The sequence below is a fragment of the Kitasatospora sp. NPDC033851 genome (genome assembly GCF_055576085.1).
Window position 1 is genome coordinate 1 of record NZ_JBVIRL010000036.1, and the last position, 14,357, is coordinate 14,357.

At 71.1% G+C, this 14,357-nt stretch carries 13 protein-coding genes and 1 pseudogene; 5 read left to right on the forward strand and 9 right to left on the reverse strand.

The window, feature by feature from the left end:
• Positions 1–318: pseudogene (locus ACZ51D_RS38495) on the forward strand (NF041680 family putative transposase); the annotation flags it as partial.
• A gap of 364 nt (positions 319–682) precedes the next feature.
• Here ACZ51D_RS38495 and ACZ51D_RS38500 read toward each other — a convergent pair.
• The 5 genes from ACZ51D_RS38500 to ACZ51D_RS38520 form a co-directional block, all read right to left on the reverse strand.
• Positions 683–1,996 carry an MFS transporter gene (locus ACZ51D_RS38500; protein WP_465664888.1) on the reverse strand — a complete coding sequence of 438 codons (1,314 nt, stop codon included), beginning with the start codon at positions 1,994–1,996 and terminating at the stop codon, positions 683–685.
• Positions 1,993–2,601, reverse strand: coding sequence for an ArsR/SmtB family transcription factor (locus ACZ51D_RS38505; protein WP_465664890.1), 609 nt, complete (start codon positions 2,599–2,601; stop codon positions 1,993–1,995). The genes ACZ51D_RS38500 and ACZ51D_RS38505 overlap by 4 nt, the downstream gene beginning before the upstream one ends.
• Before the next feature lie 171 nt (positions 2,602–2,772).
• On the reverse strand, positions 2,773–3,051 hold the full coding sequence (locus tag ACZ51D_RS38510; protein ID WP_465626778.1) for a hypothetical protein: 279 nt from the start codon (positions 3,049–3,051) through the stop codon (positions 2,773–2,775).
• Positions 3,052–3,180: 129 nt separating this feature from the next.
• Entirely contained in the window at positions 3,181–4,362 is a 1,182-nt protein-coding gene (locus tag ACZ51D_RS38515) for a hypothetical protein (protein ID WP_465664892.1), read from the reverse strand.
• Between the two features lie 550 nt (positions 4,363–4,912).
• Positions 4,913–5,236, reverse strand: coding sequence for a hypothetical protein (locus ACZ51D_RS38520; protein WP_465664894.1), 324 nt, complete (start codon positions 5,234–5,236; stop codon positions 4,913–4,915).
• 166 nt (positions 5,237–5,402) lie between these two features.
• Between ACZ51D_RS38520 and ACZ51D_RS38525 the strand changes: the two genes are divergently transcribed.
• From ACZ51D_RS38525 to ACZ51D_RS38535, 3 genes are all read left to right on the forward strand, one after another.
• Positions 5,403–7,493 carry a phosphocholine-specific phospholipase C gene (locus ACZ51D_RS38525; protein ID WP_465664896.1) on the forward strand — a complete coding sequence of 697 codons (2,091 nt, stop codon included), beginning with the start codon at positions 5,403–5,405 and terminating at the stop codon, positions 7,491–7,493.
• 87 nt (positions 7,494–7,580) lie between these two features.
• Entirely contained in the window at positions 7,581–8,582 is a 1,002-nt protein-coding gene (locus ACZ51D_RS38530) for a 1-aminocyclopropane-1-carboxylate deaminase/D-cysteine desulfhydrase (RefSeq protein WP_465624508.1), read from the forward strand.
• A 123-nt stretch (positions 8,583–8,705) separates the two neighbouring features.
• Positions 8,706–9,629 (forward strand): endonuclease/exonuclease/phosphatase family protein, encoded by a 924-nt coding sequence (locus ACZ51D_RS38535; protein WP_465624506.1) that lies wholly within the window; start codon positions 8,706–8,708, stop codon positions 9,627–9,629.
• Between the two features lie 54 nt (positions 9,630–9,683).
• Here ACZ51D_RS38535 and ACZ51D_RS38540 read toward each other — a convergent pair whose 3' ends face one another.
• On the reverse strand, positions 9,684–10,364 hold the full coding sequence (locus ACZ51D_RS38540) for a GOLPH3/VPS74 family protein (protein ID WP_465624504.1): 681 nt from the start codon (positions 10,362–10,364) through the stop codon (positions 9,684–9,686).
• Positions 10,365–10,707: 343 nt separating this feature from the next.
• On the opposite strand from ACZ51D_RS38540, the gene ACZ51D_RS38545 reads away from it, so the two are divergent.
• On the forward strand, positions 10,708–11,475 hold the full coding sequence (locus ACZ51D_RS38545) for a SpcZ (RefSeq protein WP_465624502.1): 768 nt from the start codon (positions 10,708–10,710) through the stop codon (positions 11,473–11,475).
• Between the two features lie 97 nt (positions 11,476–11,572).
• Here the strand turns inward: ACZ51D_RS38545 and ACZ51D_RS38550 are convergent, their stop codons facing one another.
• The 3 genes from ACZ51D_RS38550 to ACZ51D_RS38560 are packed head-to-tail and all read right to left on the reverse strand — an operon-like array spanning position 11,573 to position 14,206.
• Positions 11,573–12,445 (reverse strand): TauD/TfdA dioxygenase family protein, encoded by an 873-nt coding sequence (locus tag ACZ51D_RS38550; RefSeq protein WP_465624500.1) that lies wholly within the window; start codon positions 12,443–12,445, stop codon positions 11,573–11,575.
• Positions 12,446–12,498: 53 nt separating this feature from the next.
• Positions 12,499–13,194: a hypothetical protein gene (locus tag ACZ51D_RS38555; protein ID WP_465624498.1), complete on the reverse strand. Its 696-nt coding sequence runs from the start codon at positions 13,192–13,194 to the stop codon at positions 12,499–12,501.
• Complete coding sequence (locus tag ACZ51D_RS38560) at positions 13,157–14,206, reverse strand: GSCFA domain-containing protein (RefSeq protein ID WP_465624497.1); 1,050 nt, start codon at positions 14,204–14,206, stop codon at positions 13,157–13,159. The genes ACZ51D_RS38555 and ACZ51D_RS38560 overlap by 38 nt, the downstream gene beginning before the upstream one ends.
• Positions 14,207–14,357 lie beyond the last annotated feature (151 nt).

Consider the following 14,357-nt stretch of genomic DNA (forward strand, 5'->3'; position numbering starts at 1 on the left):
GGCTGGACCCGCCCCCGCCTACGCGAACCCGCTGCGGCCGACCGCTGGACCCACCTGGTCCTGGCCGCCCACACCCAACTCCGCCTCGCCAGAGCGCTGTCCGCCGACCTCCGCCGGCCCTGGGAACGACCCCAGCCCGTCGAGCGCCTCACCCCCGCCCGGGTCCGGCGCGGGTTCCGCAACATCCGCACGACCCTGCCCTGCCCAGCCGCTGTTGCGAGACCCTCCCGACCCGGACCCGGGCCCCCACCCGGGCAAACCAACCGCCACCGAGCACCCGACCACAACATCGGACTCGCCCTGGTCACCAACCAGTAGCGAACAGGCAGGCGAGAGTCCGAACGCGACAGAAGATCATCACCGGAGGTAAAACAACAAGCTTTGATCTTGTGGCGGATCCGTCCGGTGGCGGTTGTCGTGGTGATGGCGCACTGGCGGGTCAGGGCCCGCACTACTGGCGGGAGGGGGATATTCCGACCGTGCACTATTCCCCGGCTCCGTAGGCCTATTGGCCCCAGGGGAGTGAGTTCTATGGCTCCAGACAGCGAGCTTCGGGGCGTAATCTGAACGACCGTCTGGCCCTGCCCATCGCCGCTGGGCGACGGCGTCCTTGCATGGATGTGCCGGTCCGTCGAATCTGGGAGGTATCCGCTCGAATCCGGACTGGACCACGCCCGGCCGGTCAACAAGGTACTGGTCGCTGGTCGTCGTCCGCGGCGCCGGCATTCGCAGCGCTGTTCGGTGCCAGGGAGCGGATGCGGGGTATCGGTGAGGGCAGTAGCCAGAGCAGTGACAGGGCTCCGCCGACAGCGGCGATGAGGAGGGTCGCCCTCAGGCCGATGAGGGTGGCGAGCAGCCCTCCGACGATGGCGCCGACGGGACGTGTGCCGTAGTTGATCGTGCCGTACGCGCCCGCTACGCGACTGCGCATGCTGTCGGGGATGACAGCAGCCTGGAGCGAGTTGAGGTTGACGTCAAACAGCATGACACCAAAGCCGGACAGGAATTCGGCCGCGGTCAAGGCGCCGGCACGGAGCCAGAGCGGGCCGCCTGCGGCGGCGGCAATAGCGATCGGCGCCGGGAACAGCACCGCGCCGACGACGATGCTGCGCCCCACGCCGAACCGTCGCGAGATCTTCGGGGCGGACACCGCGCCAAGGAGGGAACCGGTCGCGCCGATCCCGAACGCGAGGCCGATTGCTCCCGCCGACAATCCGAGGCCCCGGTTGGCGAACAGCACGATCAGCCCACTGCCCGCGACAAAGGTGAAGAAGTTGACGGTCGCCGCACATCCGAGAGCCGCCCGCAGTACTGGGTGACGGACGACGAACGACATTCCCTCTCGGGCACGTTGCAACAGCGAGGGCGCCGCTGCATTGCCGGATACGGCAGGCGGTTCGTCGACCGAAACCCGACCGACCAGGGCTGCTGACACCAGGAAGGTCAGGGCATCCACAACGATGGTGACGGGTGCGGTCAGCGCCTGGACCAGAGCGCCGCCGATGGCCGGGCCAGCGACATACGATGCTGACCGGCTGGTGCTGAGCTTGCTGTTCGCGTCGACGTAGGACGCCCGCGGGACGAGGCGCACGAAGAACGGCGGATAGGCGGTGTTGAACAGCACCCCGGCTGCGCCCATCAGCAGCGCCACCGCGTACAACTGTCCCAGCGTCACCGCCCCTAACAGGTAGGCCACCGGAACACTGAGTAGTACAGCGGCGCGCACCAGGTCGGCAAGGACCATTAGACGGCGCTTGTGGGCCCGGTGGTCGACCCATGCCCCCAGGAAGATCGCGAGCAGATTCGGGGTCCAAATCAGTGCGGTCAGCCACGCCACCTGGTTGGCCGAGGCGCCCAGGGTACTGATGGCGATCAGGGGCAGGGCCAGTTCGGTGATCCTGTCGCCGAACTGTGAGGCCGATTGACCGGCCCAGAAGCGGCGGAACCGTCGATCCCGCCACAACGATATTGCGGCGCCCTGATCCGGGCTCTTCACGACGTCTGCCCGGTCTGCTCCTCGGCACCTTCCGGCAGGACGTAGCGCATCAGCCGGACGCCGCGGCCGTCCGTGGGCCGCTCGGCCGGGTCGCGAGTCACGTACGGCGCGAGAATGCGCTCGATCCCGTCCTCGATGGCGGCGAGTTCCTCAGCCGAAACGACGACGCGGGTGTTGGCCAGCCCGGCGAGCCTGCGCCACACCGGATCGAGTCCAGGCTCGACCTCGGCAGCCCACTGGCTCGGGAGGTCTGCGTAGCGCAGGAACATCTGCTGCGACAGCACCCGTGCGGCTGACTGGCCTTCTTCATCGGCCGGGTCCTGCGGTGCCTCGAATCGGAAGCCGCGTGCCACGGCCTCCCACCGTCGCTGACGTCGGTCCGGGCCTGGCTCACTGTCGCGGACCAGCCCAAAGCTCGCCAGGTGACGCAGATGCCAACTGGTCACCGACGGCGTCGCTCCCACGTCGGGCGCGAGTTGCGTCGCGGTCGCAGGCCCGTGCCGGTGGAGATGATCAAGGATCGCCAGACGCACCGGATGTGCCAAGGCGCGCATGGCTTGGGGGTCAGTAATCTCGATATCGCCCAGGTGATTATTGGAGCCCATGGCGTGAGAGTCTCCTCTCACAATTCGTGAGAGTCAACTCTCACACCGGTAGCGTCGAGTAGCAGCCGGTACATGTTCATGTGGGTCGGGTGTAGTCAGGCACCTGCGGCGACCTGTTGCCGGGCCCCGGTGTGGGCGAGTCGGTAGGAATGCCAGGGCCAGAGAAGCCGTTCACTGCCAGGTCGCCTCCTCAGCCCGCTTGTGGGCGTCGCCCTCGGCCCGGGCTGCGAGGTATTCGGCCCAGTCGCGTCGGGCGCAGGCGACCCAGCGGAGTGCGGTGTGGCGGTGCATCCCGGTCACGTCGGCGAGGATCGGGCTGGGGAGATCCGCGGCGAGGGCCGCCAGTGCCGCGTTGCGTGCTGTGCGAACCGGGATGCCGTGCCGGTTGAGCTTCTGGGTCATGCCGTGTGTCGAGATCGGCTTGCCGGGGACCATGCGGGGAAGAGCCATCGAGGGCCTGGGTGGGATCGTGAGAGCTGCGGCCGTAGCTGGGGCTGTTCGGCGAGGCGTCGCAGGAGCTCGGCGAGGCACGGGGGCAGCAGCACGGGGTGACGGCCCAGGACCAGGTGGGTGTGCTTGTCACCGACTTTGAGGTGCTCGGGCGTCAGGAGCGACGGTGCCTTCGGGCCCGGCCAGCAGGGCGTTGACCCGCTCGGCGAGGACGCAGTGAGCGCATCTGCCGCGGCTGTGGGGGTTGCCGGCCCGGCCGCACTGGCGGCAGGTGTAGTCGGCGGCGAAGCCGACACAGGGGCCGCAGACCCCGGTGCCGTCGTCGTCCAGCGCGATCAGCGGCTGGACCGTGCCGCAGCGGGGGCACGCGGCCGGTGACCGGAGCACGGCGGTGTAGCAGACCATGCAGACCGGTCCGATTGGCCATCGGGCGTTGACCGGCTTGGTCTGGCCGCAACGGGCGCATGTTTCCCCGGTTCGGGTGTGCCGGTAGCAGGTGCCGCAGACCGGCCGGCCCTCCCGGTCGCGGCTGACGCAGGGGCGGACACGGCTGCAGATCGAGCAGGTCGCCTCGGGGCCCTGGTAGCAGCCGTCGCAGAGGTCCGGCTGCCCGTCTCGCGCGTTGCGGGCGATGCGCTTGAGCTGTCCACACCGCCCGCACGGACGCCGTGGTCGGCGGTGACGGTTGTAGCAGAGGTGGCAGAGCGCGCCGTCCTCGTCGACGAGGGCGGCGGCTGCGGTCTTCCCGCAGTTCACGCAGGTGTGCATGGGCCGTTTCCAGCACTTTTGGCACAGTCCGCGTCCGTCCTCGCGTCGCACCACCGGGTGTCGGAGTTCACCGCAGTCGGCGCACTCCTCGAACGTGGCGCGGTCCGTGCGGTAGCAGCGGTTGCAGATCGGGCCCTCGGGGCGCCGGGCGACGACTCGCTGGCCGTCTCGGTGGCAGCGTACGCAGGTTTCGCGGTTGCGGCTTCGGGCGTCACAGGATCCGCAGAGCCGCCCTTCGGGACGGAGTTGTCGCAGGTCAGACCGGATCTTTCCGCAGTGCGCGCATCCGGGGCGAACGACCGGATGGCCGGCTTCGTGCAGCACCTGCGCCAGCCGCAGCAGGACTGGCGGGCAGAGGGAACTGCCCGAGGTCAGTGCGTCGGGGTGGGCTGCCAGGTGATCGGCCAGTTGTTCCAGGAACCGTGCCGCCCCGCGTACGGTGATCGGCACCGCCGCTTCCAGGGCCGCTTCCGCGTCGGCGGTGCCGAGCACCGGCAGGGCTTTGGTGATCTCGCCGACAGCGGCGTTCGTGGCGGCTTCCATCCGTGCCGCCTGCGCAGCGAGCCGGGCGACGACCGACGGGGCGGTCGTCGAGAGGGCGGTCACAGGCCCTCCGGCCGTCGGATCGCGGTCCGGCGCGCGACCGGCAGCGGCCGGGCGTCTCGCCGCCGGCGGTCTTGCGAACCCGGCCGAGCCGCTCGTAGAGCAGCAGGAAGCCCACCAGCGCGTTCCTGCCGAGGGTGACATGAGGGCGGTGTTGTTGTGGTGGTGGGGTGGGGTGGGCTGGGGTGTTGTGGGTTGGTTGAGACCGAGGCTGGGGTGGGTTGCTGTGGGGGTTGGTGGTGTTGGTCTGGGGTTGGTGGGGGTGTCGTGAGGATGGTGGGGGGAGGTTGGTGTCAGTGGTCGGGACGTTACGCCTGGGTGTCATGTTTTGGCTGGTCATATGGGGTGCTGGTTCCGTCTGAAGGTGGTTGATGGGGTGTAAGGAACCTCTGTTCTGGTCCCGGGCTGGGTGGTGTGGGTGGTTCGCGGTGGGGTTGGGGCGGGCTGTTCTCAGCCGGTGTGTGGCACGACAGCGAAGACGGGCGGCTGGTCAGCGTTGTCGGGGATGGGTTTCCGCGAGGTGGTCCAGTCGTACTTTGTCGAGGGTGGTTTTGGTGATGCGTTCGGTGCCGTCGAGGATCGCGGTCAGGGCGGCTTCGCGGATCAGGCGTGTGAGGCTTCCGATACGTCCGGCGGTGCGCTGGTGGAGATACGGGGCGTGGCGGGGAAGGCTGCCGGTGTGGTGGCGTTTGAGGTCGAGGGCTTGTTCGAGGTCGGTGATCAGGTCGGTGAACGGGCGGCGGTTGCCCTGCCGGGCGGGTAGGGCGCCGGCTCCTCTTCGCCTCGGATCGCCCACGGGCGGCCGCGCGATCACTGGGCAAATCTGCCGCATTTCCAGCCAATGGGTGCTCCCCCTCTCGAACAACCAGGCGGGCTGAGCGAATCCCCGGCATCAGACCTGTTCATGCCGCCCCCGCTGCTGACACTCTGTCCACTTGGTTGTGCTCCCCCTGTCCACCCCCGATCCGGAGGCTCCCCCCTTGTCCCCGCTGACCCGTCGCACCTTCCTCGGCTCGGCCGCCGCCCTCGGCGCCGCGCTGGGCATCGACGCCCTCCCCGACGCGGCCCCGAAGGCCGCGGCCGCGACCTCCGCCACCGGCACCGGCACCATCCGCGACGTGCGCCATGTCGTCGTCCTGATGCAGGAGAACCGCAGCTTCGACCACTACTTCGGCTCGTTGAAGGGCGTGCGCGGCTTCGGCGACCGCAGCGCCGTCACCATCGGCGGCAACGGCACCCCGGTGTTCGCCCAGCCCGGGCTGCTGTGGGGCCACCAGTACCCGTGGCAGCTGAGCACCACGCCCTCGACGGTCTTCACCAGCTCCGAGAAGTTCGCGCAGTGCGACCAGTCGCTCGACCACGGCTGGTCCAGCCAGCACAAGGCGTGGAACAACGGCCGGATGGACAGCTGGATCTCCGCCAAGCTGTCCGACCGCGCCATGGGCTTCATGAACCGGTCCGACATACCCTTCCACTACGCCCTGGCCGACGCCTACACCGTCTGCGACGCCTACCACTGCTCGATCCTCAGCGCCACCGGCCCCAACCGCACCTACCTGTGGAGCGGCACGATCGACCCGTCCGCCGGCGCGGGCGGCGCCGCGTACGACGGCGGAGAGGAAAAGGGCCTGCGCTGGCAGACCTACGCCGAGGCACTGCAGAACGCCGGCGTGAGCTGGAAGGTCTACCAGAACGCGGACGACAATTTCGGCGACAACGCTCTCGCCTACTTCACCCAGTTCGCCAACGCCCCGGCCGGCAGCCCGCTGCACGACCGGGGCATGGCCTCCGTCCCCAAGGCGACCGGCCGCACCCCCGACGACATCGCCGCCGCCATCCGGGCCGACGCCGTCAACGGCACCCTGCCCCAGGTCTCCTGGATCGTCCCCGACCAGAACTCCTCCGAGCACCCGGACGCCCCGCCGAACGACGGCGCACACTTCGTCAACCTGGTCCTCCAGGCCCTCGCCGCCGACCCCAACGTGCTCGACTCCACCGTCCTGTTCCTCAACTACGACGAGAACGACGGCTTCTTCGACCACGTCCCGCCGCCCACCGCGCCCGCCGGCACCCCGGGGGAGTTCTACAACGGGACCAACATCGGCCTCGGCTTCCGCGTCCCGATGATCGTGGTGTCACCGTGGAGCCGCGGCGGCTGGGTCAGCTCCGAGGTCTTCGACCACACCTCCGTGCTGCGCTTCCTGGAGACGTGGACCACCGCACTCGGCACACCCGCCCACTGCACCAACATCTCCGACTGGCGGCGGCAGGTCTGCGGCGACCTCACCGGCACCCTCGACTTCGCCAACCCGGTGTACGGGCTGCCGCCACTGCCCGACACCAGCGCGGTGATCGGCCGGTCCGGCTGCACCTTCCTGCCCAACCCCATCCCGACCAACAACACCATGCCCGCCCAGGAGCCCGGCACCAAGTCCGCCCGCGCCGTGCCGTACCAGCCCAACGGCTCGGTGGACCGGATCGAGTACGGCCCGAACGGCAAGATCCTGCTCTGGCTGCGGATGTCCAACGAGGGCCGGCAGGCCACCAGGCCCGCCCACTTCTCCGCCTACGCCAACGCCCACCGCGGCGGCGGCCCCTGGCAGTACACGGTCCCCGCCCACGATCCGGCGAGCGGTACCGACGGCACCGCCCAGGACTACTTCAACGTCGGCTCGGGCTTCGGCGACGGCGCGTACGATCTCAGCCTCTTCGGCCCCAACCGCTTCCTGCGCCGGGTCGTCGGCAACGCCACCGGCGCCGGCCGGTACGCCGAGGCCACCAGCTCCTACGCCGCGGCTCCCGACACCGGCAAGCAGGCGATCTGGTTCACCCTGACCAACCAGGCCGCCTCCGGCCGCACCGCGACCTTCACCATCACCACCAACCAGTACCGCTCCGACGGCCCCTGGATCTACAGGGTGCCCGCCGGCGGCAGCGTCTCCGACTACTTCAACGCCGTCGCCTACACCCACGGCTGGTACGACTTCACCGTCACCGTCGACCTCGACCCCGCCTGGTCCCGCCGCTTCGCGGGCCACGTCGAGACCGGCGGGACCAGCATCACCGGCTGAGCGCACAACAGCCGGCCCGGTCCGTACCGTCGGCCCGCCCGGGCCGACGGCCTCGCGCTCACCCGCGTTCGGCCGTACGGTCGGCCCATGACACGCCGTCCGTTCATCCACCGGCGTTGGCCTGAGGTCGCCGCGTCACTGCCCCACCTCCCGCTGGGCGACGCCCCGACGCCCGTGCGCCCGCTGACGGGCCTGGGCTGCCGGTCCGAGCTGTGGCTCAAGGACGAGAGCGGCTACGGGCACGGGGGTTGGGGCGGGAACAAGGTCCGCAAGCTGGAGTGGCTACTGCCCGAGCTCCGACGCGGGCGCCCGCGGACCGTCCTGACCGTCGGCGGCCTCGGCACCAACTGGGGCCTGGCGACCGCGCTCTACGCCCGGGAGCAGGGTCTCGACGTCGCACTCGCGCTGGTCGACCACCCGGTGGACGACCACGTCCGCGCCCAGCTGCGACGGCTGCACGACTCCGGAGCCACCCTCCACTTCGCCCACACCAAGGCCCGGCTGCTGCTGGCCGCGCCCTGGCTGTTCGCCCGGCACACCCGCGGCCTGGCCCTGCCCCGCTACCTGCCGCCCGGCGGGTCCTCGCCGCTCGGCGCGCTCGGGTACGTCGAGTGCGCGCTCGAACTGGCCGAGCAGGTGGTGCGGGGACTGCTGCCGGAGCCCGGCTGGGTCGTGACGGCGGTGGGCTCCGGAGGCACCGCGGCCGGGCTGGCCCTGGGCTTGCGGCTGGCCGGCCTGCGAACCCGCGTCCTGGGGGTCGTGGTCAACGACACCCTCCGCCTCGACAGCGCCGCGCACACCCGGTTGGCGGCTAAGTCCCAGGCGCTCCTGCGGGCTCGGGGCGCTCGACTGCCCCGCATACGGCTCCGTGCGGACGACGTCGTCGCCGAGCGCGGCTGGCTCGGCCCCGGCTACGCGCACCCGACCGCGCGTGCCCGGGCCGTCCTCGACCGGGCGGCGTCCGAGGCCGGCTTGGAGCTGGAACTCACCTACACCGCCAAGGCGATGGCCGCGCTGCTCGACCTCGACGCGGCCGGACGCTTCGCCGACGGGCCGGTGGTGTTCCTCAACACCTTCGGCCCCCGGTGACCGAGTTGGCTGACGTCCCGGTCTTGGTGACGGACCTCAGCAGCTCGATCGCCTGCCGGACCGAGCGAGGCGGCTGCGGCCCTCCAACGTTCGCGGCCCGGACCGCTGTTGTACCGTCCAACCATGATCGGCTCCGCGCTGGTGCGCCTTGCGACCTTCAACGTCCTGCACGGGCGGCAGCTCCTGGACGACGGCCGCCCGCCGACGACGGCCTCCGACACCACCACCGTGCACCCGCTCATCGAGGCCGTCGCGTCCCTGGACGCCGACGTGGTGGCGCTGCAGGAGCTCGACCGCTTCCAGGAGCGGTCGGGCCGGGTGGACCAGGCGCGGGCGATCGCCGAGGCGACCGGTGCCGCGGACTGGCGCTACGCCTCGGCGTTCCACGCCCGGTCCGTACCGGGCCGGACCTGGGTCCTCGACCGGTCCGAACCAGGGCTGCGGGTGTACGGTCCCCGGGCGCCGGGGCACCACGGAGAGGCTCCCTCGCACGGCATCGCGCTGCTGTCCCGACTGCCGGTCCTGAGCTGGCGAGCCCGGCGGTTCAGCGCGCCTCCCGTCGCCCTGCCGCTGCGAGTGGCCGGGCGGAGGGGCCTCACGGTGATCCGCGACCATCCGCGCGCGGCGCTGGCCGCCGTCCTGCAGGGTCGGCGCGGCCCGTTCACGGCGGTGGCGCTGCACCTGTCGTTCGTCCCGGGGTGGAACGTCCGCCAGCTCCTTGCCGTGCACGGCTGGATCGCCGACCTGCCCCGGCCGCACCTCCTGCTGGGCGACTTCAACATCGTCGGCGCGATTCCCGCCGCCGCGCTTGGCGCGGCCGAGCTCCTCTCCTCGGCGAGGTCCTCGACGGCCCGGCCCGCCGCCCCGCCGCCCCGGCCCGGTTGGCGCCGGCTGGCCCGGGTCCGAACCTTTCCGTCACACTGCCCACTGGTGCAGCTCGACCACGTCCTCGCGGCCGGACTCGCGCCGCACCAGCCGGATTCGGTGCGGGCGCCCCGCATGCCGATCTCGGACCACCGGCCCGTGGTGGTCGAGCTGCACCTGTAGTCCCGCCGCCGCACCCCGCCCCGCTGAGCCGCCCGAGCCCGGGGCTGTCGCCCGTCAGCCGGCGGCCGCCGTGGCGGCCGTGGCGACGGTCACGGCCGTGATGGCCGCGACGGCGACGCGCATGTTCCGGATCGCCTGGGTGACGGGCTCGCCCGCCCAGTCGCCCGCGGCGATCTCCGAGAAGCGCAGCTCGACCCGCGCGCGGGGGAGGTCGGGGAAGGCCAGACCGTGCAGCCGGGCGGCGTGCAGGAGCGCTATCAGGGTCGCGGTGCGGGTGTCGGGCGTCCCGTGATGGCGGATCACGGCAGCGAGCCGCTCGCGGAGCTCACGCTCGACCGAGCCGTCCGCCTCCGGATAGCGTCGGACCGGGAAGAGGCCGAGGACCCGGTGGCGCTCCTCGACGACCAGGCCGCGCTCGCACAGCCGCTCCACGGTGGCACGGACCGCCGTGGGGTGGTCCTTGGTCAGCCAGTCCGCCGCCTTCGCCTTGCCGGGAGCCTTGCGCGCGACCCACTCGGTGAGCCGCTCCAGCCGCTCGTCGAGCAGCGGGTCGCCGGTCGGGGTGTGGTCGGTGACGCTGAGCCGGCCTTCGTCGAGCGCGACCCGGCCGGCCAGTGCGAGGTCGGCGAGGAGGCCTCCCGCCACCGCCCATCCGGCGCTCGAACTGTCCTTCGCCACACCGGACTCGTCGTCCAGTGAGAGCAGCATCAGCTCCTCGGCGAGGGTGACGTGCATGTGCAGTTCCTTTCCCTGTTCGGACCGGCCACCCCGCAGCGCGCCTACCAGCCGCCGCACCTGGGTGTCCTCAGCCAGCAACGCCCCGCCCGCGCGGCCCGGTTCCCCGACCCGCCTCCGCTGCCGGACAGGTCCGTCTTCCGCAACGGGTGCAAGGGTGGCGCGGGCTACCGATTCGGAGTTTTCGCCCAGGCCAGGGGTCTGGTGAACCATCCCTGCCGGTAAATCGTCAGCATTGGTAGGCCGGGGGTCCGAACTGCCCGCCACCCAGGGCCGAGGTGACCCGCAGCCGTACGACTCGACACGGCACGGCCCGAAGCATACAGACAGCTCAGGAGATCAGATGACCTCATCCGAGACCTTCTCGGCCTTCTACTCGTCACTCGGCGCCGCTGCACGGGCCCCCGGCGGAGCGGGGGTATCAGGGGAGGGGCCGGCCATGCCGCCCTGGCTGGCGCAGGTGTCGGAGGTGCTGTTCGACGGAATGGACGCCGGCACGGCGACGGCTTGGGCGCGCCGTGTGCACCGGGAGTTGGAGCGGTTGAACGGCAGGGTGCCGTTCAGTGTGGTCCATGACTGGTACTGCTCCGCCGTCGGCCCGATACTGACCGAGGCGAGTGCACGGCGTGGCGGGTCCGCCGCGCAGCACCAAGCCGTACTGGCTTTGCACGCACGGGCCATGGACGACGGTCCGATCGACGAGAGCACGTGGCGCACTGCGCTCGAACCGGAGCTGCGGGAGCTCTTCCGCGACGCGTACCCCTACGCCGAGGCCTACGCCACGGCCGCTGCTGCCGCGGGCTCCTATGCGCTGGCGAACGGCTACAGCGAGGCCGCGGCTGCCCGGTACGGCGAGACCTACGCGGAGCTCAACACCGCAGCCAACGTGCGTTCCCATGCCGACGCGAACGCCCTGGCCAACGCGGCCGCCGTGGCGGCGGCGTACGCGGCGGCGGACTCGGCCGCCTATGCCGCGACCTATCCGTCTGCCCGGATCCGCGCAGTGGTGCGGGTACATGCCGACCGGCAGGACGAGCGCGGCGAGCACGCCACCTGGGCGCGCCTGGCCGACGGCCTCGCCGCCGGCCTGGCCCGCGCAGACGCGGCCTGAGCCGGATCGACCCGGCACCCGGGCTCGGGTCCGAGCCCGGGTTCGGGTTTCGGGTTCCGGGTCCGGGTTCGGGTTCCGGGTCCGGGTCCGAGCCGGCTCAGCCCTTGAGCGGCCCGCCGTTGATGGCGACCCGGCGCCCGTAGCGGGTGTGCGGGTAGTAGTCGTACGTGGCGTGGTGCTGAACGCAGCGGTTGTCCCAGAACACCAGGGTGTTGGGGCTCCAACGGATGCGGCAGGTCAGCATGGGCCGCTGGGCCGGCAGGGCGAAGAGCAGGTCGAGCAGGGCCCGGCTCTCGTCGGCCGACAGCTGGGGGATGCGGGCGGTGTAGGCCTTGTTGACGTAAAGGATCTTGCGGTCGGTCTCGGGGTGACGCACCACCAGCGGGTGCTCGCTCTTGGGTATCACGTACCCCTTGGGCGGGGTGTAGCCCTGGAAGGCGACAAGGCCGTCGTGTACCGCGGTCAGGCCGTCGAGCAGCTCGCGCATCCTCGGGGACAGCATCTCGTACGCCAGGTGCATGTTGGCGAACAGGGTGTCGCCGCCGCTGCCCGGCTCCGGCACGCGGGTGAGGTAGAGCATCGACCCGAGCGAGGGTTCGGCGTCGGCGGTGCCGTCGGCGTGCCAGCCGTTGCCGGCGACGTTCGCCGCCTCGGCGCTGGTGCTGATCTCCAGGATGTACGGATCCGCGTCGACCGGGGGCGGGTTGACCGGGCGCAGTTCGCCGAAGTGCCCGGCGAAGCGCTTGTGGTCCTCGTCCGTCAAGTCCTGGTCACGGAAGACGAGGACGTGGTGGTGGAGGAACGCCTGCTTCAGTTCGGCCAGTTGCTCGTCCGACAGCTCCTGCGAGAGGTCGACGCCGGAGATCTCGGCACCGATCACCGGGGTGACCGAGTCGACGGTGATGGTCCGGTACTCCTTGGCGGGTCGGGTGGTGACGGCCTTGACGGCGTCCAGTTCGTACTGCTCCATGACGTGCTCCTGTGGTGTAGGGGTCGGTGGCGAAGCCTGCGGATCGGGTGTCGTCACAGCCCGCGGGCCAGCAGATCCGCAAGGATCAGCCGACCGAAGGCCAGGTTGCCGTGGATGGAGTCGTCGGCCTCGCACAACTCGGGGCGCTGGAAGCCGTCCGGTCCGGTGGTGCGGGCGCGGAGGTCGACGATCTCCACGCCGAGCGCGTCGAGCGCGCTTCGGACCGTCTCCTGCGCGGCCATGAACACCGCCGGGTCGGACTGTTCCGGTACCCGCTGCGGCGGCAGCACGGCCAGCGCCCGCAGGCCCAGACCGAGTGCGTGGCGGTAGAAGGCCAGCGCGTCGCGGACGGTGGCGCGGACGATGGCCTCGAACAGTGGCCCGGACAGGAAGCCCGGGGCGAAACCGCCGTCGCGGTGGCGGTAGATGCGCCAGTTCTCGCTGGTGGCGACGTAGTGCGCGCTGAGACCGAAGGTGGACACCAGCGGGACCGCGAGACGCCCGAGGCCGTCGACGCCCATGTCGGTCAGGAAGCCCCGGTAGTACTCGTCGGCCTCGGCCTTGCGGAACACCACGTCGTGCTCGCGCGGCTCGAAGAAGTCGTCGGTGAACTCGCGCCCGGCACCGATCGGACCGCCCTGGAACGGGATCCGGGCCGCCTTCGCGGCTCGTCCGATCGGACCTGCGTGCGAGTCGCCCAGCAGCAGGAACCTAGCGGGGGCGGTAGTAGTCGAGGACGGCGTCGTCACAGCTGTCGCCTCCCTTCAGCTCCGCCGCCGGCTTGCCGGTTCGCACCGGTGGCGCAGCGGCAGGGGGCCCCGACAGCGCGGTCATGAAGTGGCGCATGACGAAGTCGACGCCCTCGGGCGCCACTTCACGCAGGTTCGGCGCGTAGAACCTGCTCCGGAACGGGAGACCGGTGATGAGTTCGTACGAGGGGAAGTAGTCGACGTCGTCGAGGTCCTGGGCCAGCTGCCCGGCCACCGTCCGCAGCAGCGACTTGGAGTAGGTGTTGGCGGTGAGCACATGGCCGCCGGTCGCGGTCGCGGTCAGCGGGTTCGGTGAGACGGTCAGCAGGACCCGCAGCCGCGGATTGGCCTCGCGGGCCAGTGCGATGGCGTCCGCCAGGTCGCGGTAGACCTCTTCGAAGGTGAACTGGTGGAAGACGTGGCGGTCCGGGTCGAAGGTTCCGCGCACGGTCCCGGGGCAGGACGGGAAGACGGTGCCGTCGGCGTCGTCCCGCCACGCCTCGGTCAGACCCAGGGTGAAGATCAGGCAGCCGGCCTCGGTGACGGCGTCGCGGATGGCGGCGAGGGTCGCCCCGCGGGCTGTCAGCATCTCCTCGGCCGAGGCGTAGCCGCCGGGTTCGACGGACGGGCGATACGGGTCGTGGTACCTGCCGTCCTCCAGCCACGCCTCGGTCGGCGGGGTCGTGCGGCCGAAGGCCCAGGAGAGCCACTGCCGTAGCACGGCGGCGGTGTAGATGGTTCCGGTGCGGAACGAGAACCACCCGTAGTGGCGCGCCCTGCGCTCCTCCTCGGTCAGCCCCGGCGGGGCCGGCTCCGCGTCGTACCAGTTCATGCCCCGCTCCAGCAGGGCGCGGCCGATGTGTGCGGCGAAGCAGGACCCGGCGGTGAGGACCGGGTCGTCCTGCCCGATCGCGAACGCGGGCGTCCACAGGTCGTCGATGGCGAGCGGGTCCGGCTCGGCCACGGCGGAGCGCCAGAACGAGCGCGCCGGTAGTGACTGGTAGGGGTTCACGAGGGATGGTCTCCGATGGTCGAACGGCGGCGGAGGTCGGACGGAACGTCGGTATGGGGGACGGGACGTCGGTGTGGGACGGCTGGGAGACTGGTGCGGGCCGGAGGCCGGTGCCGCGGTGTCGCCCGGGACGGGTGGCCGGGAGCCCGGG

Coding starts and splice junctions, on each gene's coding strand:
- ACZ51D_RS38550 (WP_465624500.1), bottom strand. CDS start 12,445: ATGGAGCAGTACGAACTGGACGCCGTCAAGGCCGTCACCACCCGACCC.
- ACZ51D_RS38510 (WP_465626778.1), bottom strand. CDS start 3,051: ATGGCTCTTCCCCGCATGGTCCCCGGCAAGCCGATCTCGACACACGGC.
- ACZ51D_RS38540 (WP_465624504.1), bottom strand. CDS start 10,364: ATGCACGTCACCCTCGCCGAGGAGCTGATGCTGCTCTCACTGGACGAC.
- ACZ51D_RS38545 (WP_465624502.1), top strand. CDS start 10,708: ATGACCTCATCCGAGACCTTCTCGGCCTTCTACTCGTCACTCGGCGCC.
- ACZ51D_RS38535 (WP_465624506.1), top strand. CDS start 8,706: ATGATCGGCTCCGCGCTGGTGCGCCTTGCGACCTTCAACGTCCTGCAC.
- ACZ51D_RS38515 (WP_465664892.1), bottom strand. CDS start 4,362: ATGGAAGCCGCCACGAACGCCGCTGTCGGCGAGATCACCAAAGCCCTG.
- ACZ51D_RS38505 (WP_465664890.1), bottom strand. CDS start 2,601: ATGGGCTCCAATAATCACCTGGGCGATATCGAGATTACTGACCCCCAA.
- ACZ51D_RS38530 (WP_465624508.1), top strand. CDS start 7,581: ATGACACGCCGTCCGTTCATCCACCGGCGTTGGCCTGAGGTCGCCGCG.